The sequence below is a fragment of the Zoogloea sp. genome (genome assembly GCF_028693495.1).
Lineage (GTDB): Bacteria > Pseudomonadota > Gammaproteobacteria > Burkholderiales > Rhodocyclaceae > Zoogloea.
Genome location: NZ_JAQUVG010000030.1, coordinates 13489 through 31778, shown reverse-complemented (window position 1 = coordinate 31778; position 18290 = coordinate 13489). Strand labels below are relative to the sequence as shown.

The following is an 18290-nucleotide window of genomic DNA, read 5'->3' as shown; positions in this document are numbered from 1 at the left end:
GGACTGCGGTGACCACCTCCACGGCAAGCTGGGTCAGCGCCAGGTCGGGAGCCGAAAACCACACGAAGGTCAGGCTGGTGGCGAGACCAGCGCCTCCCGCCAGGATCAGTGCCGCAAGACGGTGCAGCTTGGCCTGCCAGGCTGCGGCCACCGCGCACAGGGCACCGACGCACCACAGCAGGGCAAAGGCAGGATTGGCTTCGGTCGTCGGACGATCGCCGAAACTCAGGGCGTCTGCTCCGAAGGGCAGCAGGCTTCCGGCGAAGACGACGAGCAGCATGACCAGCAACTGCATCTGCAGATGCCCCGAGGTGATCCAGCGCAGTATGGATTCGGCACCGTTGTTGAGTGCGCTGAGGAGCGTGTTGAAGGCCTGCTTGCCGTCGAGCCGTTCCAGCAGCGGGATCCGCTCGCTGCGGCGACCGATGCAGGGAAGGTAGAGGGAGACGCCTCCGAACAGGGCGATCAGACTCATGTAGAGGGGCAGGTTGACCCCATGCCAGACGGCCAGGCTGTAGGACGGTGCGGATGCACCCAGCAGGGCGTCGGTGGCCGTCCTCAGGTAGGGGCCCACGGTGTCGGCCGGGAAGATGCCGATCAGGATGCAGGTGGTTACCAGCAGGCCGCTGGGAAGCAGCATCCAGCGGGTCGGCTCGTGGGGGGCGTGGGGCAGTTCCTGGGGCGGTGGACCGAAGAACACCTGGTGGATGAAACGCAGGGAGTAGGCCACGCTGAACATGCCGGCCAGGGTGGCGGCTACCGGCAGGACGATGCGCTGCCAGTCGGGACGCTCGAGGAAGACCGTTTCGGCGAAGAACATCTCCTTGGACAGGAAGCCGTTCAGCAGGGGCACCCCGGCCATGGCTGCCGCTGCAACCATGGCGAGGGTGGCCGTGATCGGCATGGCCCGGTAAAGACCGGACAGGCGCCGGATGTTGCGGGTCCCGGTTTCGTGGTCCACGATGCCCGCTGCCATGAACAGGGACGCCTTGAAGGTGGCGTGGTTGACCATGTGGAATACGGCGGCGACGAGGGCGAGCTGGCTGTTCATGCCCAGCAGCAGGGTGATCAGGCCCAGATGGCTGATCGTCGAATAGGCCAGAACGCCCTTCAGGTCGTTCTGGAACAGTGCCAGGTATCCTGCCAGCAAGAGGGAGCACAAGCCCGCGCCACCGATGATCCAGAACCACAGGTCGCTGCCGGCGAGTACGGGCCACAGTCTGGCCAACAGGAAGACCCCAGCCTTGACCATGGTGGCGGAGTGCAGGTAAGCAGACACCGGGGTTGGTGCCGCCATGGCGTGGGGTAGCCAGAAGTGGAAGGGGAACTGGGCACTTTTGGTCAGCGCGCCCAGCGCGATCAGGATCAGGATGATCGGATACCAGGCATGCTGCTGGATGCGTTCCGTGGCACCGAGGACCACATCCAGGTCGTAGCTGCCTACGATGTGGCCGATCAGGAGCACTCCTCCGAGCAGTGCCAGCCCCCCCAGGCCAGTCACGGTGAGGGCCATCCGGGCACCCGTGCGGGCATCGGTCCGGTGATGCCAGTAGGCGATCAACATGAACGAGGCGAGGCTGGTCAGTTCCCAGAACATGGCCAGCTGGAGCAGGTTGCCGGACAGCACGACTCCCAGCATGGTGCCCATGAAGGCGAGAAAGAAGGAAAAGAAGCGGGGCACCGGATCGGCCGGCGACATGTAGTAGCGCGCATACACGACGACCAGGGTACCGATGGTGGCAACCAGCATCGCGAACAGCCAGGCGAAACCGTCCATGCGCAGCTGCAGGTCCAGCCCCAGGGTGGGAGACCAGGGAATGTTCAGGCGCAGGACGCCCTCTGCCGCCACTTGGGGGTAGAGGCTGGCGGTCAGGATGGCTACCGTCAGCGCAACGATTCCAGCCAGCCACGCTTCCGCATTGCGGGCGTTGGTGGGAAGGAATGCTGCGCCCAGGCTGCCGACGAAGGGAAGGAGGACGATCAGGAGCAGGGCCATGGACCCGAGTGTAACCCAGAGCTAATTGGAGACAACAAGACAGCAGCCAGCAGAAAAAGTGCCGGCGGGCTGCCGCCGGGTGCTTGGCGCTCCGGAGCGAAAGGGGTGTGCGGACCCGTGCGAAAATGGAATCCCGCTATGAAGACTGGCTGGATGGTTCGATGCGACAATCCGGCCTTCCGCCCGTAGCGCCCTCCCTTGGCCGGTTTGGCATTGACATGCATGAAAGGTCTTTCAATGAACCTGCTCCTGGACATTGCACGGGGTGTCGCTGCGCTTCTGGTGTTCTTGTTCCACATCCGCGATACCTTTTCCGAGTCGATGCCCGGTGTTGCCCAAGTGGTGCGATTCGGCAGCCTGGGGGTTCCGTTGTTCTTCGTGATCTCGGGTTACGTGATCTCCGCATCGGCAGAGTCCACATTGCGGGGAGCCAGAACAGCGGGATCTTTCCTGAAGCGGCGCGCCTTGCGGATTTTTCCGCCGTTCTGGCTTTCCATCCTTGTCGTGGTGGCCGTGCCCTATCTGGTCGCTGCCCTGTCTTCGCTGAAGAGCGGTGTCTTTGAGTCCCCTGATCCCAGGTTCCTGGCCTGGGGCGGGCTCGATTGGCTGGAGGTGGTGACCCTGGTCAAGGTTTTCGGGACGCCCGACGGCGACCTCCAGGCGGCATTCAATCCGCTCAATTCTGTTTACTGGACCCTGGCCATCGAATTCCAGTTTTACCTCTGTATGTATCTGGCACTCCTGGTGCGGCGGCACTTTCACGCAGTGATCGGCCTCGTGACCGCCTTCAGTCTGGTATTGCTCGCATGGCCGCTACCGGTCGACCCGGGCTGGTTCATCCATTACTGGCCCATGTTCGCCATGGGCATCGGGCTGCAATATGTGCTGGCAGCCGGCTGGGGCGTGGATCGATTCCTGCCCCGGGCGGGCCAGGCAGGTGCTGCGGTTTTGGCCGGATGCGTACTGCTCTGGGGAGGCGTGCTGGCCCATCGAGGTAGCTTGGGTCAGGTGCTGGCAGGTCTGTTCCCCTCCGTCGAACTGGGGTTCGCGGTGATCTGCGCCACTCTTCTGTGGCTTGCAGCCCCCTGGGGAAGCCTCCTGGAGGCCCACAAGGATGGAGGGCATCCGCTGCTGCGCTGGACGCTCCGGCCGGCAGCGTACCTGGGGGTGATTTCTTATTCGGTCTACCTGCTCCATGGCAAGCTGGTGCAGTTGCCGTTCATGGTCGTGCGTCAGGTGCTTCACCCCTCGAATGCCCTCAACCCGCTGGCCGGCATCTTCCTGACCCTGGCCTTGTGTGCCGTTTTCCATGCGTGGGCGGAGCGACCCTTCATGAGCAGTCGCCAGCGAGCGCTCAACGACCGGGTACTGGAAGGCTGAATGCCGCGGACCTGTTCCCTTGCCGGCGGCCAGGTCCGTCAGCCCAGGAACATCCGGTAAGCCGGATTGGCGGTTTCATCCGTGTACTCGTAGCCCAGCTTGTCCAGGAAGGCCTGAAAGGCGTCCCGGTCGGCTGGCGGCACCTGCATGCCCACCAGCACCCGGCCGAAGTCGGCGCCGTGGTTACGGTAGTGGAACAGGCTGATGTTCCAGTCGGAGCGCAGGTTGTCCAGGAAGTTGAGGAGGGCGCCCGGTCGCTCGGGGAAGATGAAGCGGTAGATCACCTCGTGTTCGGCCTGGGGTGCATGGCCGCCGACCATGTAGCGCACGTGGCTCTTGGCCATCTCGTCGTCGGTCAGGTCGAGGCAGGGCAGGTCATGGCGCTGGAGCATCTCCGTGAGACGCACGCCTTCACTCCGGTTATGCACGCTGACCCCGACGAAGATGTGTGCCTTGCTGGCATCGGCGTAACGGTAGTTGAATTCGGTGATGTTGCGGCTGCCGAGGAGATGGCAGAATTTTTTGAATGAACCCGGTTTCTCCGGGATGGTCACGGCCAGCACAGCCTCTCGCTGTTCGCCTACTTCCGCCCGCTCGGCCACGAAGCGCAGGCGGTCGAAGTTCATGTTGGCGCCCGAGGCCACGGCCACCAGGGTTTTGTCCTTGAGGTTATGGCGCTTGGCGTATTCCTTGGCACCGGCCACTGCCAGGGCGCCGGCGGGTTCGAGGATGGAGCGGGTGTCCTCGAACACGTCCTTGATGGCGGCGCAGATGGCGTCGTTGTCCACCAGGATCATCTCGTCCACATATTCTTGGCACAGGCGGAAGGTCTCCTCGCCCACCAGCTTCACGGCGGCGCCGTCGGCAAACAGGCCAACGGTGGGCAGCTCGATGCGCTTGCCGGCGGCCAGGGACTGGGTCATGGCGCTGGCGTCCACCGTCTCGACGCCGATCACCTTGATCTCGGGGCGGACGCGCTTGATGTAGGCGGCCACGCCGGCCAGCAGGCCGCCACCGCCGACACAGCAAAAGACTGCATGGATGGATTTGGGATGCTGGCGCAGGATCTCCAGGGCGATGGTGCCCTGGCCAGCGATGACCTCCACGTCATCGTAGGGGTGGACGAAGGTCAGCTTCTCGGTCTTTTCCAGTTCTTTGGCATGACCATAGGCGTCGGAGTAGCTCTCGCCGGCGAGGACCACTTCGCCTCCGTGGCGCTTGACGGCGTCAATCTTGATGGCCGGGGTGGTCGTGGGCATGACGATCACGGCCCGGGCCCCGAGCTTCTTCGCAGACAGGGCGACACCCTGGGCATGATTCCCGGCGGAGGCGCAGATCACGCCGCGCTTCAGGGCCGCCGGGCTGAGGCTGGCCATCTTGTTGTAGGCACCGCGCAGCTTGAAGCTGAATACGGGCTGCATGTCCTCGCGCTTGAAGTAAATCCGGTTGTGGATGCGTGCCGACAGATTGGGTGCCAGATCGAGGGGCGTTTCGATCGCCGCGTCATAGACCTGGGCGGTGAGGATCTTCTGGAGATAGTCGGGGTGCTTCGCGCTCATGGCTTAACCTGTCTCTCGTCGGCTGGGTAAGCAATGAAGGGTAGCAGTCGAGGCGCTTGCACTGCAACATAGCGCCTTTGCAATATCAGGAGCAGGCCATGAGCACAATTCAGCGAGGCGGTACGACCCGGCGTTATTCTGACTACACCGTGCATAACGGAGTGGTGTATTGCGTCGAGGTGCCTCCTGACCCTACCGCCGGCGTCACCGAGCAGACCCGGGCAATGCTGGGCAGCCTGGAAGGCCTGCTCCGCCAGGCTGGCAGCGGCAAGGACCGGTTGCTCGTCGCCACCCTGTACCTGACCAACATGGCCGACTATGACGCGGTAAATGCAGTCTGGGATGCCTGGGTGCCTGATGGTACGGCTCCGACCCGGGCCTGCGTCCAGGTCAAGGCCCTGGCCAAGCCCGGCTGGCGGGTGGAAATCGCTGTCCAGGCGGCTTGCCGAAGTGGCGCTTGAGTCGGATTTTTACGCCCGTTTCGTGTTTTTCCGGCCTACCCTGAAGGGATGTTGTCCGCATCCTTCTTGAAGGGAGAGAACGCCATGAACTGGTTAGCACGTGCATCCCGCAGCCTGGCTGCCCTGTGCCTGAGTGTCACCGCTCTGGGTGCGCAGGGGGCCTACTCCAGCCTGACATTTTTTGGCGACAGTCTTTCGGATACCGGAAACCTGTACCAGCTCAGTGGCCAGACTTTCCCGCCCTCGCCCCCTTATTACGATGGCCGGCGCTCCGATGGACCCCTGTGGGTTGAGCACCTGGCGGCGGGTCTGGGCTTGCCGGGGGCGTCCGCCCCCTTGGCCGCAGGGGGGAGCAACTTTTCCATCATTGGAGCCCTCTCGGGTCAGGATGGATATGGCGGGCTGACCGATGTCGGTCTGCTGAGCCAGGTATTTGCTTACTGGCCTGCACTGACGGGCGGCGTGGTGGACCCGGGCGGACTCTACGTGATTGGGATTGGTGCGAATGACCTGTTCGTGGCGGTTGAGTCCGATAGTGGCATGGATGCTGCCGCGATTGCCCAGCGGGAGGGTGCCGTCGATGAGGCTCTCGACAACCTGGGGCGAGTCCTGACCCATCTGGCAGGGAAGGGCGCACGTCAGTTTCTGGTGGTCAACGTCCCGGATCTGTCTCTGGTGCCTGAAGCCCTTGCACTGGGCACGTCGGCAGCCTATGACCAGACCACCCGTTACTTCAACACCCAGCTGGGCAGTCGTCTCGATACCTTTCGCCGGGCTTTTGCGGTCGGGGTAGCTGAACTCGATTTCTACGGGATCGCCCGTGCAGTGACGGCGGATGCGTCTGCTGGCGGGCAGCAATATGGGTTGAGCAACGCGGTCGAGCCGTGCCTGGCTCCGGGAGCGCCGGAGTGCAGCGTGTCCATGTACGTGGACGGCGTGCACCCCACGGCGGCGATGCACGCCATCGTTGGCCGGGTGGCAATGGCCCAGGTATCAGAGCCGGCCAGTGTCGCCTTGCTGCTGATCGGATTTTTCGCCCTGTCGTTCCGGCGTCGTCACGCATAGATTTTTTCAGTGGCCAGCCGGCCCTTTGTCCGGCCCGGCCTTTCCTCCGTTTTTTCATGCCCTTGCGACTTTCCTGCGGGCTAGAACCGCGCCTGGCGGACAGGGTCCAAATGGGGCTGGCGGGTACTTCCCGCAGTGTCCCCATTTGCCGTAAGGCTTTGTTTTTGGAGACAGATGGCGGCTCCGTCCGCTAGAATGTCCCGTTCCGTGCCGTAAAAAATCAGGTACTGTAATGACCCAACGCTTGCGCGAAATTCCCTATAACTACACCTCGTTCTCTGATCGCGAGATCGTTATCCGATTGCTGGGCAAGGATGCGTGGCAGATCCTTGATGCCTTGCGTTCCGAGCGTGTCACCGGCCGATCCGCGCGGATGCTCTACGAGGTGCTGGGGGATATCTGGGTGGTTCAGCGCAACCCTTACCTGCAGGATGACCTGCTGGGCAACCGGGATCGTCTCGGTGCCCTGATCGGTGCCCTGCGCCATCGTCTGCAGGAAGTGGAGAGTCGTCGCCAGGAAGGCAGTGCTGAAGATCCGGATCGGGCCGCGAAGGTGGCCAGCCTGGTGACAGCTGCCCATGAAGCGGTCAATCGCTTCGCCAGATTCTTCGATGAGACCGAAGATCTGCGCAAGAAGGTGCAGCGCGAACTGGCCCGCCACACGCGCAAGGACAACATCTGCTTCGACGGTCATGCCCGTGTCTCCCACGTGACCGACGCCACCGACTGGCGGGTGGAGTATCCCTTTGTGGTGCTTTACCCGGATACCGAAGAGGAGATGGCTCCCCTCGTGCGGAGCTGCATCGAGCTCGGTCTCACCATCATTCCCCGGGGCGGTGGCACTGGTTATACCGGCGGTGCGGTGCCTCTGGATGCCAGGTCGGTGGTCATCAACACCGAAAAGCTGATCACCCTCGGTCCGGTCGAGGACATGGTGCTGCCTGGCCACGAGACGCCTTACGCGACGATCCGTACCGGTGCCGGCGTGGTCACCGACCGTGTTTCCGAGGCGGCATCCCTCGCCGGGCGCGTGTTCGCCGTGGATCCGACCTCGGCCAGTGCGTCGTGCATCGGTGGCAACATCGCGATGAACGCCGGTGGCAAGAAAGCCGTGCTGTGGGGTACCGCCCTCGACAACCTGGCCTGGTGGAAGATGGTCACGCCGGACGGCAACTGGCTTGAGGTGGAACGCCTCGATCACAACTTCGGCAAGATCCACGAGCAGGAAACCGTGCGCTTCCGCCTCAAGCGTTTCGATGCGAAAGGCTACAAGCCGCTGGGCGAGGAGATCCTCACCATGCCGGGCGCCGCTTGCCGCAAGGACGGGCTGGGCAAGGACGTCACCGACAAGTTCCTCGGCGGCGTGCCGGGCGTGCAGAAGGAAGGCACCGACGGCCTGATCGTGGCGGCGCGCTGGGTGCTCCACAAGATGCCACCGGTCACCCGCACCGTGTGTCTCGAATTTTTCGGCCAGGTCCGTGAGGCGGTGCCGGCCATCGTCGAGATCACCGACTGGTTCAAGCCGGGCGGTGCCGGCAACGCCGCAGGCGTGCTGCTGGCCGGCCTGGAGCACCTGGACGAGCGTTACGTCAAGGCGGTGGGCTACACCACCAAGGCCAAGCGCCACGGGCGGCCCAAGATGGTGCTGATCGGCGACATCGTCGGCCATGACGAGACGGCAGTGATGACGGCCGCTTCCGAGGTCATCCGCATGACCAACACCCGGGGCGCAGAAGGCTTCATCGCCGTCAGTCCCGAGCAGCGCAAGAAATTCTGGCTCGACCGCTCGCGTACCGCTGCCATCTCCCGCCACACCAACGCCTTCAAGGTGAATGAGGATGTGGTGATTCCGCTGCCGCGGATGGGTGACTACTGCGACGGCATCGAGCGTATCAACATCGAGCTGTCCACCCAGAACAAGCTGGCTCTGTGTGATGCCCTCACCGAGTTCCTGGAAAGCGATGTACCCCTGGACACGGGAGATGCCACCATCTCCCGGGACGAGCTGATCGGCGAGCGCCGCAAGGACGCCCTGGCCTATGTGGCCAGCGTGCGCCGCCGCTGGCAGTGGTTGCTGGACAACCTGGACCTGCCCCTTGCCGAGGCGGAGCCGCACTTTGCCGAGTACGGCGTGGTGGCCGGCGAGTTGTCCAACCGGGCGGCCAATCCCAGGCTTTTCCACCGCCTGCAGGACTATTCAGTACGCACCGGCTGGAAAACCGAGCTCAAGCCGCGCCTCGACAAGATCTTCGACGGCCAGCTGTTCGGCCCGGTGCGCGAGGAGATCAAGAGGCTCCACAAGCAGGTGCTGCGCGGCCGCGTCTTCGTGGCCCTGCACATGCATGCTGGCGACGGCAATGTGCACACCAACATCCCGGTCAACTCCGACAACTACGAGATGCTGCAGACGGCCAACAAGGCCGTGGACCGCATCATGGCGCTGGCCCGGTCGCTGGACGGCGTGATCTCCGGTGAGCACGGCATCGGCATCACCAAGCTGGACTATCTCACCGACGCCGAGATGGCCAACTACTGGAAGTACAAGGAAAAGGTAGACCCGGAAGGCCGCTTCAACCGGGGCAAGCTGATGAAGGGTGGCAACCTGGACAATGCCTACACCCCCAGCTTCAACCTGATGGGCCACGAGTCCCTGATCATGGAGCAGACCGCCATCGGCGAGATCTCCCACGACATCAAGGACTGCCTGCGCTGCGGCAAGTGCAAACCGGTGTGCTCCACCCACGTGCCCCGCGCCAACCTGCTCTACAGCCCGCGCAACAAGATCCTCAGCACCTCGCTGCTGATCGAGGCCTTCCTCTACGAAGAGCAGACCCGTCGCGGCGTGTCGCTGGCTCACTGGGCCGAGTTCGAAGACGTGGCCGACCACTGCACGGTCTGCCACAAGTGCGAGAAGCCCTGCCCGGTGGACATCGACTTCGGTGACGTGTCGATCAAGATGCGCAACCTGCTCCGGGAGCAGGGCAAGAAATCCTTCAACCCCGGCAAGGCCGCGGCCATGGCCTTCCTCACCGCCAAGGACCCGGCCACCATCAAGGCCATCCGTGCCGGCATGATCGGCTGGGGTTACAAGGCCCAGCGCCTTGGCCACCGCATCGGCAAGTCTCTGGGGCTGATCCAGGACCAGGTTCAGCACCCGCCGGCGACCCTGGGCAAGCCGCCGATCAAGGCGCAGGTGATTCACTTCATCAACAAGCCGATGCCGGGTGGTCTGCCCAAGCGTACCTCGCGGGCGCTGCTGGACATCGAGGACGACGCCATCGTCCCGGTGATCCGCAACCCGCAGGTCAAGCGCGACGAATCCGAGGCGGTGTTCTATTTCCCCGGCTGCGGCTCCGAGCGCCTGTTCAGCCAGGTAGGCCTGGCCACCCAGGCCATGCTCTACCAGGTGGGCGCCACCACCGTGCTGCCGCCGGGCTACCTGTGCTGCGGCTACCCGCAGACCGCTGCGGGCGAAGAAGACGCCGGTCAGAAGATCACCACTGACAACCGGGTGCTGTTCCACCGGGTCGCCAACACGCTCAACTATCTCGACATCAAGACCGTGATCGTGTCCTGCGGCACCTGCATGGATCAGCTGCAGAAGTACCAGTTCGAGAAGATCTTCCCCGGCTGCCGGCTGCTCGATATCCACGAATACCTCATGGAGAAGGGCCTCAAGCTCGACGGCATCAGCGGCACCCGCTACATGTATCACGAGCCTTGCCACACCCCGATGAAGGTCCATTCCGGCATCCAGGTGGCCAACGAGCTGATGGGCACGCGGGTCGATCTGTCCGACCGCTGCTGCGGCGAGTCCGGCACCCTGGCCGTGGCCCGTCCGGACATCTCAACCCAGGTGCGCTTCCGCAAGCAGGAAGAGATCGAAAAGGGTGCCGAGAAGCTCCGCGGCGCCGATGCCGCCACCCCGGTCAAGATCCTCACCTCCTGCCCGAGTTGTCTGCAGGGCCTGTCGCGCTATTCCGGCGATGCCGGGGGCGTGGATGCGGATTACATCGTGGTCGAGATGGCCAAGCACATCCTTGGCGACAACTGGATGTCCGACTACGTGGGCAAGGCCAACCAGGGCGGTATCGAGCGCGTCCTGTTGTAAGAGGCTGTTGATCCTGATTTCCGGGGCCCGCGCGAGCGGGCCCCGGCGTGTCCGGAGGCTGTCAGGACTTCCGTGCTATCCTGCCACCCCGTTTTTCCGGCCGCAGGCGCGGTCGACCGAGAAGGAGCTACGAACAGATTTCTGCCCCCCTGGTGGTTGAATCTGCCGAGCCCGTGGTGGCCGCAGAATCCGCCAAGCCCACCCGGCGCAAGGCACCCGCCCGCCCCTCCCGCAAGAAGCCCCCGGCAGACCCCGTTGAGGCACTTGCCGTTGACGTCTCCCTCGCCGCTCCAGATGAGGCGCAGCCCAAGCCCAAGGTCAAGCGGGCTCCGCGCAAGCCCAGGGTCGCCGATGTGGCACTGGTGGATACCATCACGGCTGACCTCTTTGCAGTCCTGGCACACGATGAGCCTGTGCTGGGGCAGGTGGAGCCGCCGGTGTCGGTGAGCTTGCCCGAGCGCGTTGCAGCTAACGAGGTTACGCAACTCGTCAGGCAACCCATGGCAAGTGCGGATGAGATCCCCGACGCAGATGCCGGCAGGCTGGAAGAGGTCTCCGACGAGCTGACCGGGGATGCGGACCGTGGGGGCTACGACGAGAGCCCGGCGCAACCCCGGCGGCGGCGCAAGCGTCGTCGCGGGCGGGCTGAGCCCAGTGGCAGCGAAGGCCAGGAGGAAGCCCTAGCTCTGGACACAGCGGCCCTGCTGCAGGATCTGGACCTGAACCTGCCCCAGGTGGATCTGTCCGGGCTCCCAGGTGAAGATGAGGTACGCTCGGAACTGGCCCCTGCAGTCCAGGCAGAAGCGCTGACCGAGGGACGCTCAGTGCAGCCCTTCACCGTGCTCGGCCTTGGCCTGGAGACGCCACCGGCCTTGTCAGCTCAGGCACTGGACGTGCTGCAGGGTGCCGAGCGCATTCTGGGTACTGCCGAAGCGCTGGACCGGCTGGCAGGCCTGGGCCTGGAGGCAACCCAAATTCTGTGTGCGGCCAATGACACCCATCTGGCCTTGCACGACAATGGTTATCTGGGCAGCGTGCTGGTGGTGGTGGGCGATGGGGCGGCGGATGGTCCCGGGGCCGAACTACTGGCCCAGTTGGGACCCGGCAATGTTCGACTGCTGCCAGGAGTGGGACGGGTTTCTGCGGCCTGTGCCAGTCTGGGCCTGTCGGGGGAGCTCGTCTCTCTGGTGGATCTGCGTCGCTCGCCTCTGGCGGCCCTGCGGGGGCAGTTGCGGGCCCATCGTCTTTTTGCCGTGCCTCTGGCGGATTCACCGACGCCCCAGGGGGTGGCCCGTCTGCTGGTGGACAGTGGTTTTGCTCAGGCCCGGGTGTGGGTCTGTGAGTTTCCTGCCGGCACGGTACGCTCCAGGGCCTGGCTGGCCACTGAGCTCCTGGATGCTCATGAAGCCTTCGATATCCGCGCCGTACTGATCATTGCCACGGGACCTTCGGCGGGGGTCTTTCCGGAGCTGCCCGGCCTCAATGATGCAGCCCTCGGTGAGGGCGCCCTGGCAGCGCTGCCCCTGGCCGTACGGACCCTTGCCCTTGCCTGGCTGCAGCCTTCCGCCTGGGAAACCGGCTGGGCGATTGCCGAGGGAGAAGCCAGTCTTGCACTGGAGTGGGCACGGGCAGTCCCCACGGCCCGGCTGCATGCCTTCGGGATTGAGCCGAGCATCCTTGGAGTGATGATGGCCAGCGCGGGTGTGGGTGAAAACCTGTCGGCGATTCCGGCAGCTTCACCGCTCCGTTGTCGGGAATGGCCCATGCCCGAGGCCGTGTTCATCCGGGGGGGGGCTGGTCTGACGGATTGGCTGGCTGCTGCCTGGGCTCGGCTTGCCCCGGGTGGCCGGCTGGTGGCGACCGCCGAGGACGATCAGGCCCGGGCCGATCTGCTGACCTTCGCTGGTCAGGTACCGGCGGAGGCATGGCAGGAGCTCAGCCTGTCCCGGGGCGAAACCGTGGCGGGGCGCCTGCGTTTTGCGCCCACTGCGCCGGTCCGGCTGGCCTTGTGGCGCAAGCCCCTTGCCGGTGAGGCATGAGTGTCCGGTTTCCGGCAGATGGGGGACAATCCTGCGCCCGGAGGCCGACTGCTGAGTGGAGCCATGTGGTGACTGAATCATCTTTTCCCCGTGAGCGGGCGCCGGCCCGGCCGGGCTGGGTTTATCTGGTGGGGGCTGGCCCGGGTGACCCGGAGTTGCTGACCCTGCGAGCGGCCCGTCTGTTGCTGGAAGCCGAGGTGCTGGTCTATGACAACCTGGTCAGCAAGGAAATCCTGGCGTGTGTGCCTCAGGCCACCGAACGCGTCTATGTGGGAAAAAAGGCGTCCAACCACTCCCTGCCTCAGGAAGGCATCAATGCCCTTCTGGTGCGCCTGGCTCGGGAGGGACGCAAGGTGGTCCGCCTCAAGGGGGGTGATCCCTTCATCTTCGGGCGGGGTGGCGAGGAGGTGGAGGAGTTGCTGGAGGCCGGCGTGCCCTTCGAGGTCATTCCCGGCATCACGGCAGCGGCGGGCATCGGTGCCTACGCCGGTATTCCCCTGACCCACCGGGATTTTGCCCAGTCCTGCATTTTCGTCACCGGTCACCTCAAGGATGGCAGTGTGGATCTGGACTGGGACATGCTCGCCCGGCCTCGGCAGACCATCGTCTTCTACATGGGCATTACCCAGTTGGCCACCATCTGCAAGGAGTTGATTGCCCATGGCCTGCCGGAGAGTACTCCGGCCGCGGTCGTACGCCGTGGCACCACCGACCAGCAGCGGGTTGTCACGGCGGATCTGGCCCACCTGGCCGCCGAGGTGGAGGCAGCTGGCATCACGCCGCCTGCCCTGACCATCGTCGGTGATGTGGTCAGCCTGCAATCGCGGCTGGCCTGGTTCCATCCCTCCAAAGGAGCTTCTGCATGAGTGCAGCCCTCTGTCCTGCCCTGTTCGTGGCTGCGCCTGCCTCCGGCCAGGGCAAGACCACCGTCACCGCGGCGCTGGCCCGCCATCATGTCCGCCAAGGACGCCGGGTCACCGTATTCAAGTGCGGCCCGGATTTCCTGGACCCTCAGATCCATGCGGTGGCCAGTGGTGCCCCGGTCCATAACCTGGACCTGGGCATGTGTGGTCATGCCGATGCGGCCTGGCGCCTTTACGAGGCTGCGGGGCGCTCCGACCTGATCCTGGTGGAAGGGGTGATGGGGCTGTTTGACGGCAATCCGTCAGGCGCGGACATCGCCCGTACGTTCGGTATCCCGGTGATGGCGGTGATTGATGCGAGGGCGATGGCGCAGACCTTTGGTGCGATCGTTCATGGTCTCGCCACCTGGCAGCCTGACCTGCCCTTCTCGGGGGTGCTGGCCAATCATGTGGGCAGTGAAGGCCATGCGAAGATTCTGAAGGAGGCCCTGGGGCCGGGTATTGCCTGGTATGGCGCCTTGCCCCGGGATGCCGAGGCAGCCCTCCCGGAGCGTCATCTGGGGCTGCTGCAGGCAGCGGAGATCGAGGATCTGGATGCCCGCCTGGACCGTCTGGCCGGGCATCTGGCCCGGACCGGTGCTGCAGACCTGCCTGCGCCCGTGGCCTTCCCGGAGGTGCCGGCACCTGTCATCGCGCCCCTGCTGGCCGGACGCCGGGTGGCGATTGCCCGGGATGCGGCCTTCGGTTTCATCTATCCGGGTAACCTGGAGACCTTGCAGGCGCTTGGAGCGGAACTGTGCTTCTTCTCGCCTCTGGCGGGCGATCCCATACCGGACTGTGACGCCTTGTGGTTGCCCGGCGGTTATCCGGAACTCCATGCGGATACCCTGGCGGCGAGCTCCTTCTGGACGTCCGGCCTCCGGGCCCACCAGGCGGCCGGCCGGCCGCTGCTGGCGGAGTGCGGGGGCATGATGAGCCTCTTCGAGCACATCACCGACAAGGCGGGCCAGGTTTTCCCCGGCGCGGGCCTGCTGCCCGGCCACACCCGGATGCAGGCACGTCTGGCGGCCCTCGGCACCCAGTTCGTCGAACTGTCCGAGGGCAAGATCAGCGGGCATACCTTCCATTATTCCAGGAGCGAGACGCCCCTGGTGCCGGTGGCCCGGGCGCGTACGCGTACAGGGGGAGAAGGGGAGGCCATCTATCGCCTTGGCCGCCTGACGGCGTCCTATGTGCATTTTTATTTCCCTTCCAGTCCGGCGGTGGCCGCAGCCCTGTTCGGCGCCTGAGCAGGGCCTTCAGGCATCCCGGACCAGCCCGGCGAGCACCGCCAGACCCTGGTCGATCTCATCATCGGCCGCATGGCTGAAGTTGAGACGCATCGTGCCGGTGGGCCCGGTTTCATCCGGGTAGAAGGGCTCTCCCGGCATGAAGGCCACGCTGCGGGCGAGGGCTTCGGGCAGGAGCCGACGCGTGTCTAGCGGACGGTGCAGCTGAAGCCAGAAGAAGAGCCCGCCCTGGGGAGATGACCATCGGGCCAGGGCGCCAAAGTGTCGCTCCAGCGCTGTCGCGAACAGATCCCGTTTCCGGCGGTAGTGGGCGACCAGCCCGGCCATCCGCTCTGCCCGGGTGGGGGATTCCAGCTGCTGTTGGACCAGCCATTGGCTGAGCCGGTTGCTGTGCAGGTCAGCGGCCTGTTTAAGGCGCACCAGGTGAGTGAAGAGGTGCTCCGATGCGCTCAGGAAACCCAGTCGCAGTCCCGGAGCGAGATTCTTGGAGAAGGAGCCCTGGTAGATCCACGGGCCGTCCTGAAGGTGGGTACATACCGGCCGGCGTTCGCAGGCGTCATAGGCCAGGTCCCGGTAGGGGTCGTCCTCGAACAGGGGCAGACCGGATTCACGGCAGGCATCCGCGAGCCGCTGGCGTTCGGTGCGGGTGTAGCAATGCCCTGTGGGATTCTGGAAGGTGGGAATCGCATAGGCGAAGGCAGCGCCGCTCGCCCGAAGGCTGTCCCCGCTCACCTGGTTGGGGGAGAAGGCGGCAAAACGTGCGCCGAAGAACCGGAAGACCTGCAGTGCTGCCAGATACGTGGGGGTTTCCACGGCCACGGTGGTACCGGGATCGACGAAGAGCTTGCCCACCAGATCGATACCCTGCTGGGACCCGGACAGGATCAGGATGCGTTCTGTGGGTGCATCCAGTCCGAGTTCCTGCAGTTCGCCGGCGATTCGTGCGCGCAGGCCGGGATCTCCCTCTGTGGGTCCATACTGAAGGGTCTCCGGAGCGACGCTTGGGCTCATGCGGGGAAACGTGTCGGGCGCGGGGAGTCCGCCAGCGAAGGAGATCATTCCCGGGCGACCCGCTACCGCCAGGATCTCCCGGATCGGCGAGGGGTGCAGGTTGTGCACCCGGGCGGAAAGGGAGAGGGGCGACGGAGTCGTGCTGCCGGACATGGGAATCTCCTGATAAAGTGTAGAGGCGTTAAATAGGTCAATATTTTTGACCTACCTATCCTGATTCAGTCCCTTATTAAAGTCAATATGGTTGACGTAAATCGTCAGGCCCTGCTGCGGCAGGCCGTAGAACAGTTCTTTTTTGCCTATCGTGCTTTTACGACGCCGCCAGACCGGATCCTGGCCGAGCGGGGGCTGGGGCGGGTGCATCACCGGGTGTTGTATTTCGTGGCCCGTCAGCCTGGGACGACGGTGACGGAGTTGCTGTCCGTTCTGGGCGTGAGCAAGCAGGCCCTCAACGCCCCGCTCCGTCAGTTGCAGGAGGCTGGTCTGGTGGACGCGGTGCCGGACGAAAGGGATCGCCGCATCCGGCGGCTTGCGCTCAGTCCGGCGGGGGCTCTCCTCGAAGCGGAACTGACCGGCACCCAGCTGGCGATGCTGGAGGAGGTGTTTGCAGGCCGGCAGGAAGCGGAAGCGGGATGGCGTCAGGTGATGGAGACCCTGGCCCGGGGGGCTGGTCCCGGGCAGGCCGTTGATCAGCTCTGAGCCTGGAGGAGCCTAGTGTCCCTTGAGGGCGTAGATGCCTGGGGCGTTGCGCCAGTAGCCCTTGTAGTCCATGCCGCCTCCGAACAGGAAACGGTCGGCCACGTCGAGGCCCGTGAAGTCGGCGCGCATTCCCGGGTAGGCCTTGCGGTCATGGACCTTGTGAACCAGGACGGCAGAGAGCACCTCGGAGGCGCCTTCCTGCTTCAGATGATCGATGATCGCCGCGAGGGTGTGTCCCTCGTCGAGGATGTCGTCGAGGACCAGCACGGTGCGGCCACGCAGGTCTTGAGCCGGACGCACCCGCCAGTCCAGCAGGGTGCCCTGCAGTGCGTGGCCGTAGCGGGTGGCGTGGAGGTAGGCCAGTTCCAGGGGAAAGGGCAGTCTCGGCAACAGGCGCCCCGCGAGGATCAGTCCCCCGTTCATGACGGTATAGACCAGCGGGTTTCGGTCGTGGAGCCGGGCGGTGATGTCGGAGGCCAGCCGCTCGAGGGCGGCGTCCACATCGGTGGGGGTGCACAGGCAGTCCGCTTCCTCGCGGGCGCGGCGAATTTCTTCCAGGTCGATGTTCATGGCGGTCGTGGGGACGTCAGGGAATCAGTGCCCGTGCCCGTTGCACCATCTTCCAGCCGAACCAGGCCCGGCGCGCCCAGCGCAGGCTGGCACGGGGGCGGGTGACTACCAGAAAAATGCCCACGCCCGTGACGATGGGGGCATGGTCGCGTGCCCACCGCACGCCATCGGCGATGCGGTCCACGCCGTTCAGGAGAGGGGTGAAGGTACTGGCGTGGCGGGTCAGCGCTGCCCGCTGCTCGGTGCAGCGGGCCTGCAGGCGCTGTTTGCGCAGGGCGAGTTCGATGAGTTCGGGGTTCATTCCCGGGGGCGCAGGGTGTCCCGGTCCCGGGCGATCTCCGCCAGGCTGGCGGAGAACAGGTGGGAGCCGGCCCGCATCGTGGCGGCGGCGCGGGTGGCTGCCCAGACGCCGGCCCCCAGCAGCACTCCGGTGGCGATCCCCAGGGCCAGCAGGCGCTGGCTGTCCCACAGCAGCACGGTGATGAAGGCCAGCAGGAAGACCAGGCCGAAACCGATGAAGAGGGCTGCCAGGACGGTGTTGAACAGGAAACTGCTGGCCCGCAGCTTCTCTTCCTTGAGCTCGACGGCAAAAAGCTCAATCCGGGTCTGGATCGTGGCCAGCCCGGAATCGGCGAGTCCCTTGAGGGATTCGCCGAGGCGCGAGGGCGCGGGTTCGCTCATTGGATGACCAGCGCTTAGCGGCGGTTGACCAGAAGACCGAGCAGGAAGCCTACCCCGGCTGCGATACCGACAGACTTCCACGGGTTGTCATGGACGTAGTCGTCAGTCGCCCGGGCGGCGGCCTTGGTCTTCTGGACCACGGCAGCTTCCAGATCCTGCATCTTGTATTTTGCGTTGGCGAGCTTCTCGCTGAGGCGGCCGCGCACGTCGGCGACCTTGTCTCCTGCCTGGCCTGCTGTCAGTTTGAGCAGCTCTTCGGTGTCGGCCACGACAGCCTTGAAATCGGAAACGAGTTTGTCCTTGCTTGCTTGTACGTCGCTCATGGCGGCCTCCGGAATTGGCGATCTCTAGGAAGGGTGAATGGCGGGATGACGAATGATCTCCCGTATTCCTTATTAATTCCAGACCTAGGCTAAACCCGATTGTTCCCGCTGGCAACACCGGAGGCGTCCGAAGGCCGTCTGGTTTGATCTGGGGCAGGGGGTGGAAGGTCAAAGAGGTCAGGATGGGGATCGGGGCAGCAGACGGGCTGTGAGCCCAGCAGGGGTGGTGATCGTTTCAGGCGA

At 64.7% G+C, this 18290-nt stretch carries 15 protein-coding genes; 8 read left to right on the top strand and 7 right to left on the bottom strand.

Annotation, left to right across the window (positions count from 1 at the left end; all coding sequences use genetic code 11):
• The coding region (locus tag PHD22_RS07080) for a proton-conducting transporter membrane subunit (protein WP_299864280.1) at nucleotides 1-1996 on the bottom strand (1996 nt) is incomplete at its 3' end.
• Nucleotides 1997-2218: 222 nt separating this feature from the next.
• Here PHD22_RS07080 and PHD22_RS07075 point away from each other — a divergent pair.
• Complete coding sequence (locus PHD22_RS07075; protein WP_299864277.1) at nucleotides 2219-3376, top strand: acyltransferase; 1158 nt, start codon at nucleotides 2219-2221, stop codon at nucleotides 3374-3376.
• Nucleotides 3377-3414: 38 nt separating this feature from the next.
• Here PHD22_RS07075 and ilvA read toward each other — a convergent pair whose 3' ends face one another.
• Nucleotides 3415-4935: a threonine ammonia-lyase, biosynthetic gene (gene ilvA / locus PHD22_RS07070; protein WP_299864274.1), complete on the bottom strand. Its 1521-nt coding sequence runs from the start codon at nucleotides 4933-4935 to the stop codon at nucleotides 3415-3417.
• A gap of 98 nt (nucleotides 4936-5033) precedes the next feature.
• Here ilvA and PHD22_RS07065 point away from each other — a divergent pair, with 98 nt between their 5' ends.
• The 6 genes from PHD22_RS07065 (at nucleotide 5034) to PHD22_RS07040 (ending at nucleotide 14763) form a co-directional block, all read left to right on the top strand.
• Nucleotides 5034-5396, top strand: coding sequence for a RidA family protein (locus PHD22_RS07065; RefSeq protein ID WP_299864271.1), 363 nt, complete (start codon nucleotides 5034-5036; stop codon nucleotides 5394-5396).
• A gap of 84 nt (nucleotides 5397-5480) precedes the next feature.
• Nucleotides 5481-6461: an SGNH/GDSL hydrolase family protein gene (locus PHD22_RS07060; protein WP_299864268.1), complete on the top strand. Its 981-nt coding sequence runs from the start codon at nucleotides 5481-5483 to the stop codon at nucleotides 6459-6461.
• A 232-nt stretch (nucleotides 6462-6693) separates the two neighbouring features.
• Entirely contained in the window at nucleotides 6694-10572 is a 3879-nt protein-coding gene (locus tag PHD22_RS07055) for a DUF3683 domain-containing protein (protein ID WP_299864266.1), read from the top strand.
• Nucleotides 10573-10748: 176 nt separating this feature from the next.
• Nucleotides 10749-12611 carry an SAM-dependent methyltransferase gene (locus tag PHD22_RS07050; RefSeq protein ID WP_299864263.1) on the top strand — a complete coding sequence of 621 codons (1863 nt, stop codon included), beginning with the start codon at nucleotides 10749-10751 and terminating at the stop codon, nucleotides 12609-12611.
• A gap of 68 nt (nucleotides 12612-12679) precedes the next feature.
• The gene (gene cobA / locus PHD22_RS07045; RefSeq protein WP_299864260.1) at nucleotides 12680-13477 is read left to right on the top strand and encodes a uroporphyrinogen-III C-methyltransferase; all 798 of its coding nucleotides are present in this window, start codon (nucleotides 12680-12682) and stop codon (nucleotides 13475-13477) included.
• Nucleotides 13474-14763 (top strand): cobyrinate a,c-diamide synthase, encoded by a 1290-nt coding sequence (locus tag PHD22_RS07040; protein ID WP_299864256.1) that lies wholly within the window; start codon nucleotides 13474-13476, stop codon nucleotides 14761-14763. The genes cobA and PHD22_RS07040 overlap by 4 nt, the downstream gene beginning before the upstream one ends.
• A 9-nt stretch (nucleotides 14764-14772) precedes the next feature.
• On the opposite strand, the gene PHD22_RS07035 is transcribed toward PHD22_RS07040, so the two are convergent.
• Nucleotides 14773-15927, bottom strand: coding sequence for a PLP-dependent aminotransferase family protein (locus PHD22_RS07035; protein ID WP_299864253.1), 1155 nt, complete (start codon nucleotides 15925-15927; stop codon nucleotides 14773-14775).
• An 87-nt stretch (nucleotides 15928-16014) separates the two neighbouring features.
• On the opposite strand from PHD22_RS07035, the gene PHD22_RS07030 reads away from it, so the two are divergent.
• Nucleotides 16015-16473: a MarR family transcriptional regulator gene (locus PHD22_RS07030; RefSeq protein WP_299864250.1), complete on the top strand. Its 459-nt coding sequence runs from the start codon at nucleotides 16015-16017 to the stop codon at nucleotides 16471-16473.
• Nucleotides 16474-16485: 12 nt separating this feature from the next.
• Here the strand turns inward: PHD22_RS07030 and PHD22_RS07025 are convergent, their stop codons facing one another.
• From PHD22_RS07025 to PHD22_RS07010, 4 genes are read right to left on the bottom strand one after another with little or no spacing between them, the layout of a single operon-like run.
• Entirely contained in the window at nucleotides 16486-17043 is a 558-nt protein-coding gene (locus tag PHD22_RS07025; protein WP_299864248.1) for a hypoxanthine-guanine phosphoribosyltransferase, read from the bottom strand.
• Nucleotides 17044-17059: 16 nt separating this feature from the next.
• Entirely contained in the window at nucleotides 17060-17344 is a 285-nt protein-coding gene (locus PHD22_RS07020; protein WP_299864245.1) for a YqjK-like family protein, read from the bottom strand.
• The gene (locus tag PHD22_RS07015; RefSeq protein ID WP_299864242.1) at nucleotides 17341-17724 is read right to left on the bottom strand and encodes a phage holin family protein; all 384 of its coding nucleotides are present in this window, start codon (nucleotides 17722-17724) and stop codon (nucleotides 17341-17343) included. The genes PHD22_RS07020 and PHD22_RS07015 overlap by 4 nt, the downstream gene beginning before the upstream one ends.
• Nucleotides 17725-17738: 14 nt before the next feature.
• Nucleotides 17739-18047, bottom strand: coding sequence for a DUF883 family protein (locus PHD22_RS07010; RefSeq protein ID WP_299864240.1), 309 nt, complete (start codon nucleotides 18045-18047; stop codon nucleotides 17739-17741).
• Nucleotides 18048-18290: the final 243 nt, after the last annotated feature.

Bases quoted from the DNA above. Each gene is read 5' to 3' on its own strand.
- PHD22_RS07030 (WP_299864250.1), top strand. From the start codon at position 16,015: ATGGTTGACGTAAATCGTCAGGCCCTGCTGCGGCAGGCCGTAGAACAG.
- PHD22_RS07035 (WP_299864253.1), bottom strand. From the start codon at position 15,927: ATGTCCGGCAGCACGACTCCGTCGCCCCTCTCCCTTTCCGCCCGGGTG.
- PHD22_RS07020 (WP_299864245.1), bottom strand. From the start codon at position 17,344: ATGAACCCCGAACTCATCGAACTCGCCCTGCGCAAACAGCGCCTGCAG.
- PHD22_RS07025 (WP_299864248.1), bottom strand. From the start codon at position 17,043: ATGAACATCGACCTGGAAGAAATTCGCCGCGCCCGCGAGGAAGCGGAC.
- PHD22_RS07010 (WP_299864240.1), bottom strand. From the start codon at position 18,047: ATGAGCGACGTACAAGCAAGCAAGGACAAACTCGTTTCCGATTTCAAG.
- PHD22_RS07015 (WP_299864242.1), bottom strand. From the start codon at position 17,724: ATGAGCGAACCCGCGCCCTCGCGCCTCGGCGAATCCCTCAAGGGACTC.
- PHD22_RS07060 (WP_299864268.1), top strand. From the start codon at position 5,481: ATGAACTGGTTAGCACGTGCATCCCGCAGCCTGGCTGCCCTGTGCCTG.
- PHD22_RS07075 (WP_299864277.1), top strand. From the start codon at position 2,219: ATGAAAGGTCTTTCAATGAACCTGCTCCTGGACATTGCACGGGGTGTC.
- ilvA (WP_299864274.1), bottom strand. From the start codon at position 4,935: ATGAGCGCGAAGCACCCCGACTATCTCCAGAAGATCCTCACCGCCCAG.
- PHD22_RS07055 (WP_299864266.1), top strand. From the start codon at position 6,694: ATGACCCAACGCTTGCGCGAAATTCCCTATAACTACACCTCGTTCTCT.
- PHD22_RS07040 (WP_299864256.1), top strand. From the start codon at position 13,474: ATGAGTGCAGCCCTCTGTCCTGCCCTGTTCGTGGCTGCGCCTGCCTCC.
- PHD22_RS07065 (WP_299864271.1), top strand. From the start codon at position 5,034: ATGAGCACAATTCAGCGAGGCGGTACGACCCGGCGTTATTCTGACTAC.